This is a genomic window from Pseudoalteromonas sp. NZS127 (genome assembly GCF_015864805.1).
GTDB classification, from domain to species: Bacteria; Pseudomonadota; Gammaproteobacteria; order Enterobacterales; family Alteromonadaceae; genus Pseudoalteromonas; species Pseudoalteromonas nigrifaciens.
The window spans coordinates 65,515-83,036 of record NZ_JADYWN010000006.1; the positions used below are offsets into that span (position 1 = coordinate 65,515).

14 protein-coding genes are annotated in these 17,522 nt (G+C 42.4%); 12 read left to right on the forward strand and 2 right to left on the reverse strand.

Annotation, left to right across the window (positions count from 1 at the left end):
* Nucleotides 1–4: 4 nt before the first annotated feature.
* Together I6E78_RS07750 and I6E78_RS07755 are read right to left on the reverse strand one after the other, a co-directional pair.
* A complete protein-coding gene (locus tag I6E78_RS07750; RefSeq protein WP_011329573.1) occupies nt 5–667 on the reverse strand; it encodes a response regulator transcription factor in 663 nt (220 codons plus the stop codon).
* Between the two features lie 101 nt (nt 668–768).
* Nucleotides 769–3,060, reverse strand: a complete 2,292-nt coding sequence (locus I6E78_RS07755) for a TonB-dependent receptor (RefSeq protein WP_058374420.1) — start codon at nt 3,058–3,060, stop codon at nt 769–771.
* 354 nt (nt 3,061–3,414) lie between these two features.
* Here I6E78_RS07755 and I6E78_RS07760 point away from each other — a divergent pair, with 354 nt between their 5' ends.
* The 12 genes from I6E78_RS07760 to fusA all read left to right on the forward strand — a co-directional run bounded on the left by I6E78_RS07760 (nt 3,415) and on the right by fusA (nt 17,283).
* Nucleotides 3,415–4,716 (forward strand): GntP family permease, encoded by a 1,302-nt coding sequence (locus I6E78_RS07760; RefSeq protein ID WP_011329571.1) that lies wholly within the window; start codon nt 3,415–3,417, stop codon nt 4,714–4,716.
* A 9-nt stretch (nt 4,717–4,725) separates the two neighbouring features.
* Complete coding sequence (locus tag I6E78_RS07765; protein WP_197182249.1) at nt 4,726–5,910, forward strand: E22 family MetX-like putative esterase; 1,185 nt, start codon at nt 4,726–4,728, stop codon at nt 5,908–5,910.
* A gap of 9 nt (nt 5,911–5,919) precedes the next feature.
* The gene (locus tag I6E78_RS07770) at nt 5,920–6,681 is read left to right on the forward strand and encodes a 3-hydroxybutyrate dehydrogenase (protein WP_011329569.1); all 762 of its coding nucleotides are present in this window, start codon (nt 5,920–5,922) and stop codon (nt 6,679–6,681) included.
* A gap of 9 nt (nt 6,682–6,690) precedes the next feature.
* Nucleotides 6,691–7,398 carry a CoA transferase subunit A gene (locus tag I6E78_RS07775; protein WP_011329568.1) on the forward strand — a complete coding sequence of 236 codons (708 nt, stop codon included), beginning with the start codon at nt 6,691–6,693 and terminating at the stop codon, nt 7,396–7,398.
* Nucleotides 7,399–7,409: 11 nt separating this feature from the next.
* Nucleotides 7,410–8,066 carry a 3-oxoacid CoA-transferase subunit B gene (locus I6E78_RS07780; protein ID WP_011329567.1) on the forward strand — a complete coding sequence of 219 codons (657 nt, stop codon included), beginning with the start codon at nt 7,410–7,412 and terminating at the stop codon, nt 8,064–8,066.
* A gap of 307 nt (nt 8,067–8,373) precedes the next feature.
* Nucleotides 8,374–9,615 (forward strand): OprO/OprP family phosphate-selective porin, encoded by a 1,242-nt coding sequence (locus I6E78_RS07785; RefSeq protein WP_089368890.1) that lies wholly within the window; start codon nt 8,374–8,376, stop codon nt 9,613–9,615.
* 11 nt (nt 9,616–9,626) lie between these two features.
* On the forward strand, nt 9,627–10,607 hold the full coding sequence (locus I6E78_RS07790; RefSeq protein ID WP_089368889.1) for a Bug family tripartite tricarboxylate transporter substrate binding protein: 981 nt from the start codon (nt 9,627–9,629) through the stop codon (nt 10,605–10,607).
* A 12-nt stretch (nt 10,608–10,619) separates the two neighbouring features.
* Nucleotides 10,620–11,087: a tripartite tricarboxylate transporter TctB family protein gene (locus I6E78_RS07795; RefSeq protein ID WP_089368888.1), complete on the forward strand. Its 468-nt coding sequence runs from the start codon at nt 10,620–10,622 to the stop codon at nt 11,085–11,087.
* A 3-nt stretch (nt 11,088–11,090) separates the two neighbouring features.
* Nucleotides 11,091–12,623: a tripartite tricarboxylate transporter permease gene (locus I6E78_RS07800; protein ID WP_089368887.1), complete on the forward strand. Its 1,533-nt coding sequence runs from the start codon at nt 11,091–11,093 to the stop codon at nt 12,621–12,623.
* A 12-nt stretch (nt 12,624–12,635) separates the two neighbouring features.
* Nucleotides 12,636–14,258, forward strand: a complete 1,623-nt coding sequence (locus tag I6E78_RS07805; protein ID WP_089368886.1) for an ATP-binding protein — start codon at nt 12,636–12,638, stop codon at nt 14,256–14,258.
* Between the two features lie 15 nt (nt 14,259–14,273).
* Nucleotides 14,274–14,999, forward strand: a complete 726-nt coding sequence (locus I6E78_RS07810) for a response regulator (RefSeq protein ID WP_089368885.1) — start codon at nt 14,274–14,276, stop codon at nt 14,997–14,999.
* A 199-nt stretch (nt 15,000–15,198) separates the two neighbouring features.
* Nucleotides 15,199–17,283 carry an elongation factor G gene (gene fusA / locus I6E78_RS07815; RefSeq protein WP_011329565.1) on the forward strand — a complete coding sequence of 695 codons (2,085 nt, stop codon included), beginning with the start codon at nt 15,199–15,201 and terminating at the stop codon, nt 17,281–17,283.
* Nucleotides 17,284–17,522: the final 239 nt, after the last annotated feature.

The window sequence follows — 17,522 nt, forward strand, 5'->3', positions numbered from 1 at the left end:
TGGGCTAGTTTACTTCTAACTTACCGACTTGCGATAGCTGGTTAAATAAAATGCCAGCTTGGGTGCGGTTATAAACGTTGAGTTTGCGTAAAATAGCAGAAACATGCTGCTTAATAGTGGTTTCTTGAATCGACATTTCAAAAGCTATTTGCTTATTCAGTAAACCGTCGGCAATCATGGCAAGTACGCGGTATTGTTGCGGGGTAAGCTTTTCGAGATTTAGGGCAAAGCTGCTTTGCTCGTCATTAACAACTACGTCGGTTAAATCAATATCTGCGGGCAGCCAAGTGTCGCCATTGAGTACATGGCCAATAGCTTCGCCTATTATATCGAGCGATGATGATTTAGGAATATAACCTGCGGCACCTAAGCTCATAGCTTGTTTTATAATGCTGGGAGTTTCGTTGGCAGAAACCATAATTACTAAAATGTCGGGGTAATGATTACGTAGTTGCGATAGCGCTTGTAGGCCATTAGCACCGGGAATGGTTAAATCTAAAAATATAAGTTCTATTTCTGGGTGTATTTTGAGTAAGGCAAACAGTCCGTCTATGTCGCTGGTTTCTTGTATATGTTCTTCAGGAACGCAGGTTGCGGCTGCTTGGCGTAATGCACTTCTAAACAACGGGTGGTCGTCGGCAATTATGGTATTCACAGCAAAAGACATTCCAAATATTCTCCAATACATTTAGTTATAAGTGATTTTGCACAGTGAAACAAGGTTTGTCTGTTGGGGATAACACAGACAAACCTTTCACATAATAAAGACTAGAAGCGGTAGCCAACAGTTAACGACACAGTACGTGGGTCGCCAAAGTAGCCAATTAAGGTATTATCACCACCTAAACCAGGCTGGTATTTGCTTACATTCGTTGGATCACTCGGATCGGGTGCTACAAACTGGTAACCGCCAATCATGTATTCTTCATTGGTGAGGTTTTTACCATATACACCAGCGGTCCAATGGCCGTCGGCGCTGTACCAAGTAACGCCTAGATTAAGCAGTCCGTACGCGTCTTGAGTTAGTAGGCTGTCTTCTTCAAATAAGGCGTAATCACCACGGTGGTAGTAATTACCATTAACTACAAAGTCGCCCATATCTGTGTACATGCGGTACGTAGCGCCTAAGTTAAAGGTTAAGTCTGGCGTGTTTGATACGCTAAAGCGATCAGATTTATCAAAGGCTGCGCCGGTATTTGGGTCAAAATCAATTACGTTATCAAAGCTACTGTCTATATAACCAATTGAGGCATTAAAGCTTAGTGACTCAGTAGCAACATAGTTAAGCTCTATTTCTACGCCATCTGATGTTGATTCACCAATATTACCTAAACGTTGGTTTAGGTCAGATCCGCTGTCGCCTGGGAGTACCGAAATATACTGGCGGTCTTTATGATCAAGGGTAAACAAGGTTATGTTTGCGCGTAAGTTATTATTCCATTCGCTTTTCATACCAAATTCAAATGAATCAACAACTTCTGGCTTTGCTGCTGGTTCAGGCGTGGTGGCTCTTGGGTTAAATGTACCCGACTTAAAGCCTTGGGCGTAACTGGCAAAAAACATAATATCGTTACTGTATTGGTACTCAACGCCCGCTCTTGGGGTAAAGCGCGACCAATCTTCGCTATCATCTAGTACGGTAGGTACTAGTTGTCCTTCTGGGCGAACATAACCTGGGATCCAGCCCGACTCAGGGTAAACAGTGTCGAATATGAGGCCATTATTTACAATCGCTTCTTTGCTGTCTTTGGTATAACGCGCGCCTAGGGTCATTGACCATTTGTTATCAAAGTCGTAAGAGCCTTGAATATAAGCGGCTTTACTTGTTGAGTTACTACAACCACTTACTTCACGAGTTAAACCTGGTAAGTTTAAAGATTTACCAAATTCTTCGAGTATGGCTTCAAACTGGCCACACGACTCGCCATCGTAGTAATACAAGCCCGACACTAATTTATAGTTATCGCCTTGATGATTTAGTTGTATTTCGTGAGTGGTTTGCTCATCTTCATATATAGCGGGTACATCAAAAATACGCTTTGAGGTGTTATCAAAGTCGATATTGGTTGGCGAGTAACCATCTCGGCTGGCGCCAACATATTTAATGCTTGTGCTGTCACTCATATCCCAACGTGCGGTAAAACTATAACCTTCAAGCTCTACTTCGTTCCAGGTAGGTAAGCTGGTGTAAGAGTCGTATACGCTGTCGGGTACTGGAGCGTCAGTGAGTATACTAGGTAGTAAACGATAGCCGCCTTTTGAGTTTGAGGTGTCTTTGGTTTTATCCCAAGCAAGTTTAAAAAACAAGTCATCTGTTGGCGTGTATTCTAGGGTAACGCGGGCTGCGGTTACGTCTTTGTTGTAGTTTTCACGATCTTGATTGGTTAAATCTGAGGTTAAAAACTCACCAAAACCATCGCGGTTTAAAGTAGCAAAACCAAAGCCAACATAGAGCTTTTCATCAATAAGCGGTAGTTGCCCGGTAACTTTTAGATCTTTTTGACCATAACTACCTACCGTGCCTTTAATGTTAAGGGTTGCATCGCCATCCATTTCTTTGGTGACGTATTTAATTGCGCCGCCAATAGTGTTTTTACCATATAGCGTGCCTTGCGGGCCGCGTAGTACTTCAATTTGTTGCACGTCGAGCAGGTCAAGTACCGCGCCTTGTGGACGCGCTATGTATACGTCATCTATATAAATACCTACACCGGCTTCGTATCCCCATAGCGGATCTTGTTGGCCTACACCCCTAATAAATGCAGTAATAGTTGAGTTAGTACCACGGCTAGATTGCAGTGTAGTGTTAGGCGAAAATTGTTGTACTTCGGTCATTACACTAATACCGTTTTCAGCCAGCTCTTGTGCGCCAATAGAGGTTACTGCTACCGGTACTTCTTGTAAGTTTTCTACCGTTTTACGCGCCGTTACTTCAATGCGCTCTAGCTCGCCTTTGTTAACTTGGTTAGTTTGTTGTTCTGCTGCATAACTATTTGCACCGATCAGCGCCAATGACACAGCGAGTGTAACGGGTGCGACTTTTTTATTGAGCTTTATCATGTTGATTACCTTTTATTGTTGTGATTAATGCCAACGGAATAAATACCAGCTATTTATTTGCCTATACCTAAGTGCCGTTGTTTAAGCCTCGCCATCGCTAACGACTAAGATTGCTGCAGACCTTTACTCATTGCTCATGTCACCTGTTAACTACTTTAGAAGATTGTTACAAAAAATGAATTAGTACCATAGTGCTATACCTAGGTTAAACCCATATATAACAATGCCTGCAAGCCTAAATATAACTATGTAGTACCATAGTGCTATGTATTTAATTACAAATAAGCAACAATATAATTAACATTACTGCGATGTCACCTCATCTTTGTAATAACAATAACTTTAGGAAAGCTTATGCTGAGCATGATAGGGCTAGTAGGTGGTTTAATACTGCTGATTATTTTAACTTTGCGCGGGGTAAATTTATTTATAGCCGCACCGCTATGCGCGTTACTTGTAGCACTGAGTAGCGACATGGCAATTTTTCCTGTCACGGCCGATATTAATTTTATAAATGCTTATATGGATGGTTTTGCTAGTTTTTTAAGTGCATGGTTTTTTATGTTCTTGCTGGGATCACTATTTGGTAAGTTTATGGAAGACACCGGCGCTGCCGATAGTGTGGCCAGTTATATAGTTGGCAAATTAGGTATGAAACATGCTGTTTTAGCAATAGTGATAGCGTGTGCGGTATTAACCTATGGTGGTGTTAGTTTATTTGTGGTGGCTTTTTCGGTGTACCCGATGGCGCTTAGCTTATTTAAAGACGCAAACCTGCCACGGCGCTTTATTCCGGCCACGCTGGCTTTTGGTTCGGTTACTTTTACTATGACCTCGGCAGGATCGCCCGAAATTCAAAATTGGATCCCAATAAAATATTTAGGCACCTCCCCCTATGCCGCATGGGAAGTAAGCCTAGTGGTGGCTATTTTTATGGCGACATTTGGCTATTATTGGCTCAATAAAATGATAAAAAAAGCGCTTGCCAATGGTGAGCATTTTGAAGAGCGCGATGACGATCCAAGCGTGGTTGATCGTAAAAGGCCACACCCTATTACTGGGCTTATTCCGCTATTAGTGGTGCTGCTATTGTCATTCACTTTACATGATACATTACAACAAACCGCGCTTATTATTGCCCTACTAGGTGGCGTGCTGAGTATTATGGTAATTAACTTTAAGTACTTTCATGATCTGGCTGGCGCTGTAAATGTAGGAACAACCGGGGCATTAGTGGCAATAGGAAATACAGCCGCGGTGGTTGGGTTTGGTGCAGTTGCCAAAGTGTCACCAGCATTTACTGCCGCGGTTGAAGTAATGACCCATATGCCAGGTAATGAGCTAGTAGGCGCGGCCGTAGCGGTAAGTGTAATAGCGGGGCTAACGGGTTCTGCCTCAGGAGGGCAAGTTATTGCATTACCACTGGTTGCTCCAGGATATATAGATATGGGGGTTAACCCAGAGCAACTACACCGCGTGGTAGCTATTAGTTCAGGTGCGCTAGATACCTTGCCGCACAATGGTTATGTAGTTACTTTGATCCGCGCTATTTGTAAAGAAACACATCAGCGTGCTTATTGGTCTATGGCTGCGTTAACAACCGTAGTACCGCTAATTGGGGTTGCATTAGCAATTGGCTTATTTATTTTCTTTTAAGGGATAACAATGAAAACTAAATTAATAATGAGTGTACTGCTGTTAATAGTAAGCACAGTTGCTTATAGCAATGATAAAACAGCGCCTATGTTGGTTGAAAAACAACATTTTACCACTAAAAATTTTACTACTGTGTCGGGAGTTACGCTTAGCCAAGTAGACGTAGGCTGGGAGAGCTACGGTACTTTAAATAAAGCTAAAGATAATGTGGTACTAATTACGCATTATTTTTCGGGCACGTCGCATGCAGCTGGTAAATATAAAGCCGATGATGCCTTGGCGGGTTATTGGGATGCGTTAATTGGTCCAGGTAAAGCAATCGACACTAATAAATACTTTGTAATTAGCTCAGACACTTTAGTTAATGCCAATTGGCACGATCCTAATGTAATTACGACTGGCCCTGCATCAACTAATCCGGCAACAGGTAAACCGTATGGCCTTGATTTTCCGGTAGTGACCATTACTGATTTTGTTGAAGTGCAAAAACGCTTACTCGATAGTTTAGGTATTAACAAACTGCATGCCGTAATAGGTGCCTCAATGGGATCGTTTCAGGCACTGGAGTGGGCGGTACGTTATCCAGAGCAAGTAGAGCGCTTAGTACATGTAATTGGTGCGGCAACCATGGATGCATGGACTGTGTCGGCACTAGAAAAGTGGGCTATGCCAATTCGTTTAGATAAAAACTGGCAGCAAGGTAATTACTATAATAAAGAGCGCCCGCTTGCAGGGCTTACCGCTACGCTACTAAACATTACCCAAGATGCTATGCATCCGCTTATTTATAACGCTAGTTTCCCAAATTTTGAGGTGCTAGATGACGACGCACTGCAAGATATTCGTACTCTACCAAAAGTAAACCAGGTTTTAGAGGCTAGAGCATTAGCTAAAGCTAAGCTACAAGATGCAAACCATGTGTTGTACTTAGTGCGAGCATCGCAGTTATTTACCGCAGGTAGATCAGCCAATTTAACTGATGCCCTAAAAAAGGTGCAGGCAAAAACCTTATTGCTACCTGCCACTAACGATTTATTACTACGTCCCGAAAATGTCCGCAAAATGCACTCAATAATGGATGAACTAGGTAAGGAGGTTACTATTTCTGAAATTGCGGGAGGCTGGGGTCATTTAGATGGGCTATTTTCGATTACGCCTAAAGCGCAGCAAATTAGTGAGTTTTTAGCCAACTAGGAGGCCTGCATGAGCAAAACAATTTTAATAACCGGTGCAGCCAGCGGTATTGGCTTATATATAGCACAGCAATTAGCCGCAGCGGGTCATCATATTATAGTAACCGACCTAAATGCAGCGCACGCAAAAGAAGCGGCAGAAGATATTGTTACTAATGGCGGGAAAGCCCAAGGTTATGCATTAAATGTGGCCGACAGCGAGGCAATTACCGTTTTTTTTAAGCAGTTACCGCAAGCTGTTGATGTACTTATAAATAATGCCGGCATTCAGCACGTAGCAAAGCTTGAAGAATTTCCGGCTGATAAATGGCAATTTTTGCAGCAAGTAATGCTCGTTGGGCCCGCAATGATGACCCAAGCGGTATTGCCTAAAATGCGCGAACAAAATTTTGGCCGAATTATTAATATTGGCTCTATTCATGCCATGGTGGCCTCTAAATATAAGTCGGCCTATGTGGCCGCCAAACATGGCTTAATTGGCTTTAGTAAAACCATAGCGCTTGAAACAGGAGATGCCAATATAACCATTAATACCGTGTGCCCCGCGTATGTGAAAACTCCGCTAGTAGAGCAGCAAATTGCCGCACAAGCCAAAGAGCATGGTTTATCTGAGCAACAAGTTATCGATACTATTATGCTAGCACCCATGCCTAAAAAAGCCTTTATTGGTTTAGATGAAATACACCATACGGTAACCTTTTTAATGGCTGATGCGGCGCGAAACATTACCGCACAAGCTATAGCAATAGATGGCGGCTGGACCGCACAATAGGAGCTAACAATGGCAGGATTCGATAAAGTAGTAAGCAGTTACAGCGAAGCAATGGCAGGGCTTGAGGATGGCATGACAGTGATTGCCGGTGGTTTTGGCTTGTGCGGTATACCGGAGGGACTTATTGGCCAAATTAAACGCCAAGGTATTCGTAACTTAACTGTGGTGTCTAATAACTGTGGCGTAGATGGTTTTGGTTTAGGCGTGTTACTAGAGGATAAACAAATACGCAAAATGGTGGCCTCGTATGTGGGCGAAAATGCCTTATTTGAGCAGCAACTACTTAGTGGTGAGCTAGATGTAGAGCTTACTCCACAAGGTACACTGGCTGAAAAAATGCGCGCTGGTGGTGCAGGTATTCCTGCTTTTTATACCGCCACTGGAGTAGGCACGCCAGTGGCTGAGGGCAAAGAAACGCGCAATATTAATGGTCGAGACTACTTGTTAGAACACAGTATTACCGGTGACTTTGCCATTGTAAAAGCCTGGAAAGCGGATCGCTTTGGTAATTGTATTTATCGCCATACCGCGATGAACTTTAATCCTATGGCCGCCACCGCAGGTAAAATAACTGTACTCGAAGTAGAAGAAATTGTAGAGCCTGGGGAGTTAGAGCCAAGCCAAATACACACTCCCGGTATTTATATCGATCGGGTTATAAAAGGGGTGTTTGAAAAACGCATAGAAAAAGTGACCACCCAAGCAGCAAAGCAATAAGGAGTAAGCTAATGGCATTAACACGTGAACAAATCGCCAAGCGAGTCGCGATGGAATTACAAGATGGCTATTACGTTAATTTAGGCATTGGTATTCCTACCTTAGTAGCTAACTATGTCCCCGATAATATTGCAGTAATGCTGCAATCAGAAAATGGCCTACTGGGTATGGGGCAGTATCCTGCTGCCGATGCGCTCGATGCTGATATGATAAACGCCGGTAAAGAAACCGTTACTGCCGCCACTGGCGCAGCAATTTTTAACTCAGCCGAAAGCTTTGCGATGATCCGCGGCGGTCATGTTGACTTAACCGTATTGGGTGCCTTTGAGGTTGACCAAAACGGCAATATTGCTAGCTGGATGATCCCCAATAAGTTAATAAAAGGTATGGGCGGTGCGATGGATTTAGTAGCTGGTGCAAAAAACATTATTTGTACCATGACCCACGCTAACAAGCATGGTGAGTCAAAATTACTCAGTGAGTGCAGCTTACCGCTCACCGGTGTGGGGTGTATTAATAAAGTAATTACCGACTTGGCCTTACTGGAAATTAAAGATGGTGCATTTCATTTATTAGAGCGCGCCCCCGGAGTGAGCGTAGAAGAAATTCAAGCGAAAACACAGGGGCGTTTAATTATCCCTAAAAACACACCCGAAATGACATTTTAATAATAGCTTATTAATTAAGCCCGCATTGTTGCGGGTTTTTTTATAACTTAAAAAGCTACCAATTTGAATCCGCGTTATAAAACCACTTTAAATATAAAGGCACTATAAATCAAAGAGTAATGCGCGGCTAGTTTTGTCCTTTTTGCGCATGGTTTTTATGCACAAAAAGCGCGTAAAGATCATCAATGCACCTTACCGTCTAAATATTTAGTTAATTTCACGTTAACAATAAGCTGCGCTTTAGATAGCAGTTTGTAGTCGCTTATCTACCTGACAATAAATACACCAACACAGCGTGGAGACAACAATGAAAGCAAGTAACACACAACTCGCTTTGGCAGTAGCTGCCGCATTAGCGAGCACATCAGTTTTAGCCGATAACGATACCGATAAATTACAACAGCAATTAGATGCATTACAAAAAGAAGTCAGTGCATTAAAAAAATCGAGTGGTTTTAATTTAGAGTTTGGTGGACGCGTACAGCTTGACTACAACTATTTTGATGGCGCTTACAATGCAGATAATGGCGGCTCTGGCGGCAGTGATTTTTTTCCGCGACGTATTCGTACTTACGTTGCTAGCGAGCATGGTAATTGGGATCACAAGTTATTACTCGAATTTGGCGAAGGCACAGCTGAAATTGTTATGGCACGTGTACGTTATGCGTTTGATAACGGGCTTAAAATTAAAGCAGGTAAAATTCGCGAAGATATATCGCTTAATGCATTAACCAGCTCAAAACATATCAACACTATTGAGCGTAGTAGTTTAGCAAATACCTTCTCGCCATTTTTTCGTTGGGGTGCATCGGCTTACCAATACTTTAAAGATTCGGGATTTCGCTACGCAGTGGGTGTTTATAAAAATGATGCCTTTGGCGCAACGGGTAATGATGAAAACGACAGGCTAACTTTGGCTGCAACAGGGCGCGTAACGTGGTCAAGTGCTGCACCGGGTGATGTGATTCATTTAGGGGCGTGGCATTCATATCGTGATATGGGCGGCAATGAATTAGGTGCGCGTTTTGCTCGTGGAGAAGTTCGCGAAGCTAATACTAGGCTTGTTGATTATGCCGCTGGTGGCGTAACCGCAGCACTTGATAGCTTATCGCAAAGCGGACTTGAATTTGCTTACCAAGCAGATTCTTTAACCCTTGAAGCTGAATATGCAAGCCGCTCGTTAAACGCAGTTAATAGCGCAGACTTGCTAGATGGCGAGCGCTTTGATGGTTTTCATGTATCGGCAAGTTACTTTTTAGGTGGCGAGCAGCGCCAATACAAAGCAAGTTCAGCATTATTTGTACAACCTAAAAACATTAAAAATGCATGGGAGTTAGTTGCGCGTGTTTCACAAATGGATGCAACTAGCAGCTTACAAGGGACGCAAGCAACTACTTATACATTAGGCACATCTTATTACATCAGTAGCGATATTAAGTTTATGGGCAACCTTATTTACAGTGATGTGACAGGCCCTGGTACTACAGCTTTGGTAGGCGATGAAGACTCTGGTATGGGCTTTAGTGCGCGTATGCAGTATTTATTTTAAGGAATCATACAATGAAATTATTTAAGTCACTTAAATCACTAAAAACCACAGTACTTGCAGCATCGCTGGTACTTAGCAGCCCATTTGTAATGGCCGACATTCACTTTTTAGTACCTGGCGGCCCTGGTGGCGGTTGGGATACAACAGCACGTGGTGTAGGCGAAGGTTTAGTTAAGTCAGGTATTGAAGATAATGCGTCTTTTCAAAATATGTCGGGTGGCGGCGGCGGTCGTGCTATTGCTTACTTAATTGAGTCGGGCACTAAAAAGGGCGATATTTTAATGGTTAACTCAACACCTATCGTATTGCGTGCATTAACTGGTCGCATTCCTTATAGCTACCGCGATTTAACTCCTGTTGCCAGCATGATTGCCGATTATGGCGCATTTGTGGTGCGTAACGATTCGCCATTTAAAACGTGGCAAGATGTTGTTAAATCAATCAAAGAAGATCCAAGCTCAGTAAAGGTAGCGGGCGGTTCTGCGCGTGGCAGTATGGATCATTTAGTTGCAGCGCAAGCAGTTAAAGCGGCGGGTATTGATGGTCGACGTTTACGTTATATTCCTTACGACGCCGGTGGTAAAGCAAAAGCTGGATTACTATCAGGCGAAGTTAACTTACTTTCTACCGGCTTAAGTGAAGCACTAGAAGTAGCTAATGGTGGTCAAGCACGCATTTTAGCGGTTACCTCAGGTGGGCCGTTACCGGATTACCCAGAAATACCTACCCTTAAATCTCTTGGTTACGATATGGAATTTGTAAACTGGCGTGGTTTTTTTGCAGCGCCGAACTTACCTGCTGAAAAATTGGCAGAGTACACCAAAAAACTGCGCAAATTACAAAGTACTCCTGAGTGGGAAGTTGTCCGTGCACGTAACGGTTGGTTAAATTTATTCCAAGAAAAAGAGCAGTTTATTAAGTCATTAGAAGCGCAAGAAGCGCAGCTTAAAGTAGTGATGGAAGAGCTTGGCTTTATCCGTACATTGCAATAATCGAGGTTTAAAATGATGAATCGCGAATTACTAGGGCCAAGTTTATTCTTGGCGCTATTTACCCTGTACGCCGTTGTTGCATGGCAAATTCCACTTTTACCGTTTGAAGAATACGAAACGGTGACTTCTGCAACTCTACCTAAAGTATATGCCGCGTTTGGTATTGTGGTGTGTTTACTTGCTATTGCTACAACATTACTTAAACCAAGCGAAAAAGAAGCTACCGATGAAAACCTCGAAAAATCACATGTACTGCGTACTATTAGCTTATTAGTGCTAATGGTGATTTATAGCGCCATGTTAGAGCCGGTTGGGTTTTTAATTTCGACCAGTACATTTTTGTTAGCAGGCTTTTTTGTAATGGGTGAAAGGCGCAAAGGTATTTTATTATTTGCATCGATTCCGGTTGCTGTGGTGTTTTGGTTTTTAATGACTCAAGTGCTAGGTATTTACTTAGTTCCGGGCGATTTGTGGAGTTAAATTATGTTTGATGGAATTATGCTTGGTTTGTCGACCGTGCTCGACTTTAATAATTTAATGTATGTGATTGCTGGCTGCCTAGTGGGCACTTTTATTGGTATGTTACCGGGGTTAGGGCCAATTACTGCGATTGCATTAATGATCCCGATTACTTATAGCATAGGTGCCGACTCAGGCATGATTTTAATGGCAGGTGTTTATTATGGTGCCATTTTTGGTGGTTCTACTTCATCTATTTTAATTAACGCACCAGGGGTTGCGGGTACGGTGGCATCCTCCTTTGATGGCTACCCACTGGCAAAACAAGGCCATGCAGGTAAAGCATTGGCAATTGCTGCCTACTCCTCCTTTATAGGGGGCACTATCGGCGCTATATTGTTAATGGTTGCCGCACCTTTATTAGCTAAAGTATCGCTGAGTTTTCAATCACCAGATTATGTAGTGCTGATGTTTTTAGGCTTAACCGCAATTGCAGCGTTTTCTAATAAAGGACAATTTTTAAAAGCGATGATGATGACGGTATTTGGGCTAATGCTTGCTACTGTTGGCATCGATCCTTCATCGGGCACCGACCGATTTACTTTTGGCCAAGCGGACTTACTTGATGGTATTAGCTTTTTATTAGTGGCTATGGCAACCTTTGCATTAGCAGAAGCGTTAGTTAACGTAGTAAAACCAGAGAAAAAAGACGCCAAAAATATTAACGATTCAGATACGCCGCAAATAGGTTCAACTAAGTTAACTAAAAGCGAGATTAAAGAAATAGCGCCAGTGATTGGTCGCTCGTCTATTTTGGGCTTTATTGTCGGTGTGTTACCGGGCGCAGGCGCAACTATTGCAAGTTTTATGGCTTATGCAACCGAGCGCAACTTAGCACCGAAAGGCTTAAAAGAAAAATTTGGTAAAGGCTCATTACGTGGTTTAGCTGCACCCGAATCGGCTAATAATGCGGCATGTACTGGCTCATTTGTACCTTTGTTAACGCTAGGTATTCCGGGCTCAGGTACTACGGCTATTATGCTAGGGGCATTAATTGCCTATGGTATACAACCAGGGCCAATGCTTATGCAAGAAAACCCCAGTGTTTTTTGGTCTGTTATTGTTAGTATGTACTTTGGTAATATAGTGCTGCTTATTTTAAACTTACCGCTTATTCCTTACTTTGCAAAAGTATTAGCTATGCCCAAATCGGTACTCACAGTAATGATTTTGTTCTTTAGCTTAATTGGTGTGTATTTGGTGTCTTTTAATACCTTTGACTTATTTATGATGGTGGGATTTGCCTTAGTGGCGTTGGTATTACGATTATTAGCTTTTCCTATGGCACCTTTATTACTCGGTTTTATTTTGGGTGATATGATAGAACGTAATTTCCGTCGCTCTATGATGATTTCTGATGGTTCATTGAGCTTTTTATGGGATCGCCCACTTACATTGAGTATATTTGTTATTTCAATTTTAGTGCTTTTATTTCCGTTAAAAGATTACTTAATGCAGCGCCGTGCAGATAAAGCTGCGCTTCAAGAGCAGGCTTAACAGAGTCATAAAATGAAAAACACCAACCCGCTAAGCCCATTGCAACATATGGTTAAAAAACCTAAACGCCTAGAAACTCGGCTAATTATTTGGGTAACCGGTTTATGTGTATTACAAGCATTGTTGTTTGGCGCGTTGGTGTATCAGCTTACGGCGCAAAGCTTACATAGTCACATTGGCGACAAAGCATTGGCCGTTGCCAGCAGTATAGCCTCACGCGTTGATGTTATAAAAGCACTGCAAAATCCAAAAGATTTATTGGCTATTAACGAGGAAGTAGAAGAAATAAGGCAACTCACTGGAGCCGACTTTATTGTTATTGGCGATGAAAATGCATTGCGTATTGTGCATCCTGATGAAAAGAAAATTGGCAAGCGTATGGTGGGTGGCGATAGCCAAGCTGCATTAAAGGGTGAGCGCTATATTTCGCTTGCCCGTGGCAGTTTAGGAGAGTCAATTCGCGGTAAGGTGCCTGTTTATTCGAATAATAACCAAATAATAGGCTTGGTATCGGTCGGGTTTTTAGTGCAGTCAATTGACCCTCTTATACGTTCTCGCAGTATTGAGATTTTAATTTGGGGCTTAGTGGTGGTGGGCTTAAGTATTGTGGTGGCTATTTATATTGGTCAGCGGGTGCGAAATGCTATTTTTGGTTTACAGCCAGATGAGATTGCGCGGTTGTTTTCAGAACAAAATGCTATTTTAAATACGGTGCGTAACGGTATAATTGCGCTCGACCCCGAGGGGAATGTACGTAAGTTGAATCAACGTGCTTGCGAAATTTTAGATAAACCTCTTGCTTATACTCACCAACCCCTCACGCTTGCTGATTTACTTCCTGAGCATGCTGAATTTTTGCTGCGTAACCAGTCACGCGAAATAGTAGGGTTTGAACTATTTGCCGCCGATAAACGAATAATATTATCGCGCTTTGCTTTGCAGGTACAAGGCCAAGCCGATGGCATTTTACTTAGTATGCGCCCCTCTGATGAACTCGAATATTTAAGCCAACAACTTACTAAAGTGCAAGCGTTTGCGGAGCTGTTAAGAGTGCAAACTCATGACTATTCAAATAAGCTCAATTTAATTGGGGCGTTAGTGCAAATGGGCAAAAATGAGCAAGCGATTGAAATTATAGGTCAAGAAAGCCAAGGATCGCAGGCGCAAATACATAACTTGTTAGAGCGAATACAAGATCCTGTGCTTGCAGGTTTGTTAGTTGGTAAATACCATAAAGCAAGAGAGTTAAATGTGGTGTTAACGCTTAACCCTGATAGCTTGCTTGGTGAAATAACTCGCAAAGATATTTTAGAGCGGGTGGTATCTATTTTAGGTAACCTAATCGACAACGCGATTGATGCGGCCATTCGAGCATCAGATACTCGTGCTGCTAAAGTGCGGGTAACGGTTGATGAAACCAGCAAAACGCTACTTTTTGATGTAGAAGATAGCGGTTTTGGTTTAGGACCTGATCATAATGTGATATTTACCCCACAATACAGCTCTAAGTCGGGGGCGGAACATGGAATTGGTTTGTATTTAGTTAAAACTAATTTAGATTCGTGCGGTGGGAGTTTAGAAATAGGTGAATCAGATCTACTGGGTGCGCGCCTCAGTGTTTATATCCCCAAATAATAAGAGTAATAAAACATGACGTACTCAGTAGTGATAGTGGAAGATGAAGTAGAGGTTGCGCAGTTATTAGCACAATATTTACTGCTACCCAATGGTGTTGCAGGAAACAACACACCCAAGCAAAGTCTCAGGCAAGGGCAGTATCAGGTAGTGGGCATTGCCGGTAACTTAGCTACGGCAAAGGCTTTGTTGCAGGCAGTTAATCCAGATTTAGTGTTACTTGATATTCATTTGCCCGACGGTAACGGCTTAGACTTATTGAGTGATTTGCGCCGCTTAAACATAAAAAGCGAAGTGATGTTGCTCACAGCGGCAAAAGAAGTGGAAATACTCGAAAAAGCAATGCAGTTAGGCGCCAGTGACTTTTTAGTAAAACCACTCATGTTAAGTAGGTTAGATCAAGCTCTGGCACGTTTTGAAGCTCGGCAACAATGCTTTTCGGCTGCTGTTGAGGTGACGCAGTCTATGGTTGATACCCTATTTGGTTCAAAAGAGCGTGTTAGTACCACAACACGCTTACCCAAAGGAGTCGACTCGCTTACCTTAAAAAAAATAATAACTGCATTTAATGAACATAAAGAAACAGCATTTACAGCTCAGCAAATGGGTGATTTAGTGGGTGTAAGCCGATCGACTGCTCGCCGATATCTAGAATACATGCTTGAAGCAGAGCAGGTTAGAGCTGATCAAAGCTATGGTAGTATTGGTCGTCCAGAGCGTTGCTATAAAATATGCCAATAAAATAAAGAGTACAGAGTAAGGTAAGGCCTCATTAGGTAAATAGATCGCTCGCTCGCACTACAAAAAATAGCTATTTCAAAGGATGGATCATTTTTTTTATATAATTGGCTGCATTTTAAGCGACTTCTATGGTGATGTTCGCTTTAAGTGATGTTATACTCTGGCCGAATAATTTTTCGACTTTATTAAGAGTAAACTAATGGCAGATTTATCGAAGTACAGAAACATTGGTATTTTCGCGCACGTTGATGCGGGTAAAACTACCACCACTGAGCGTATACTAAAGCTTACTGGTCAAATCCACAAAAGTGGTGACACGCACGATGGCACATCAGTTACAGATTTCATGGATCAAGAGTCTGAGCGCGGTATTACTATTCAGTCTGCGGCTGTAAGCTGTTTCTGGAAAGATCACCGTTTTAACGTTATCGATACTCCTGGACACGTTGACTTCACTGTTGAAGTTTACCGTTCACTTAAAGTATTAGATGGCGGCATCGGTGTATTCTGTGGCTCTGGTGGTGTTGAACCACAATCAGAAACTAACTGGCGTTATGCGAATGAGTCAGGTGTAGCACGTGTTATTTTCGTAAACAAATTAGACCGTATGGGTGCTGATTTCTTCCGTGTAACTAATCAAGTACAAAAAGTACTTGGTGCAACTCCATTAATCATGACTTTACCAATCGGTAGAGAAGATGAGTTTGTTGGTGTTGTTGACGTTCTAACCAAGCAAGCATATGTTTGGGATGCGACTGGTCTTCCAGAGAACTACACTATTGAAGACGTTCCTGCAGACATGGTTGACCAAGTTGAGGAATACCATGAGTTACTTATCGAAACTGCTGTTGAGCAAGACGATGAGCTACTAGAAACGTACATGGAAGGTGTAATCCCTTCAATTGAAGATGTGAAGCGTTGTATTCGTAAAGGTACTCGTGACCTTGCTTTCTTCCCAACATACTGTGGCTCAGCATACAAAAACAAAGGTATGCAGCTTATTCTTGACGCAGTTGTTGATTACTTACCATCTCCTACAGAAGTTGATCCTCAACCTCTTATGGATGAAGAAGGTAATGAAAACGGCGAATTCGCTATCGTATCTACAGACCTACCATTTAAAGCGTTAGCATTCAAAATAATGGATGACCGTTTTGGTGCGTTAACATTCGTACGTATTTACTCAGGTAAACTAAACAAGGGTGACACTATCCTTAATGCGTTTACTGGTAAAACTGAGCGTGTTGGCCGTATGGTTGAGATGCAAGCAGATGACCGTAATGAATTAGCTAGCGCACAAGCTGGTGACATCATTGCTATCGTAGGCATGAAAAACGTGCAAACTGGTCACACATTATGTGATCCTAAGCACCCAGTAACACTTGAGCCAATGGTATTCCCAACTCCAGTAATCTCGATTGCTGTACAGCCTAAAGATAAAGGCGGTAATGAGAAAATGGGTGTTGCTATCGGTAAAATGGTTGCAGAAGATCCATCTTTCCAAGTTGAGACTGATGAAGATTCAGGCGAAACTATTCTTAAAGGAATGGGCGAGCTTCACTTAGATATCAAAGTAGATATCCTTAAGCGTACTTACGGTGTAGACCTTATTGTTGGTCAACCACAGGTTGCTTACCGTGAAACTATCACTAAAGAAATTGAAGATAGCTACACGCATAAGAAACAGTCTGGTGGTTCTGGTCAGTTCGGTAAAATTGATTACCGTATTAAGCCAGGCGAAGTTGCTTCTGGTTTCACGTTTAAATCATCTGTTGTTGGTGGTAACGTACCTAAAGAATTCTGGCCTGCAGTTGAGAAAGGCTTTAAGTCAATGATGGGCACTGGTGTTCTAGCTGGCTTCCCAGTACTTGACGTTGAAGTTGAGCTTTTTGATGGTGGCTTCCACGCAGTGGATTCATCAGCAATCGCGTTCGAAATCGCTGCTAAAGGTGCTTTCCGTCAATCTATCCCTAAAGCGGGTGCACAACTTCTTGAGCCAATCATGAAAGTTGACGTGTTCACGCCGGAAGATCATGTAGGTGACGTAATCGGTGACCTTAACCGTCGTCGTGGTATGATGAAAGACCAAGAGCCTGGTTTAACTGGCGTTCGCATTAAAGTAGACGTACCGTTATCAGAAATGTTCGGTTACATCGGTTCATTACGTACAATGACATCAGGTCGTGGTCAGTTCTCTATGGAGTTCTCACATTACGCACCATGTCCTAATAACGTTGCTGAAGCTGTAATCGCTGCAGAAAAAGAGAAAAAAGCTGCTAAGTAATTAGCACCTTAACTCTTTAAAAACCCGCACATGTTGCGGGTTTTTTATTGCCCATAATAAAATTGATATATTAGGGTGTGCTTATCTTTCGAGGTTAAATTTACAGCATTGCGTTTCCTTTTAAGGTTAGGTAATAACGGCGCATAAATGCCCAGCATGCGCTAATTTGGCGTTAAATATAACGGCTACAGTGAGCTAAATGAGTTGTTAACTTAGCTGTGCGTATGCAAGTGTGAGGA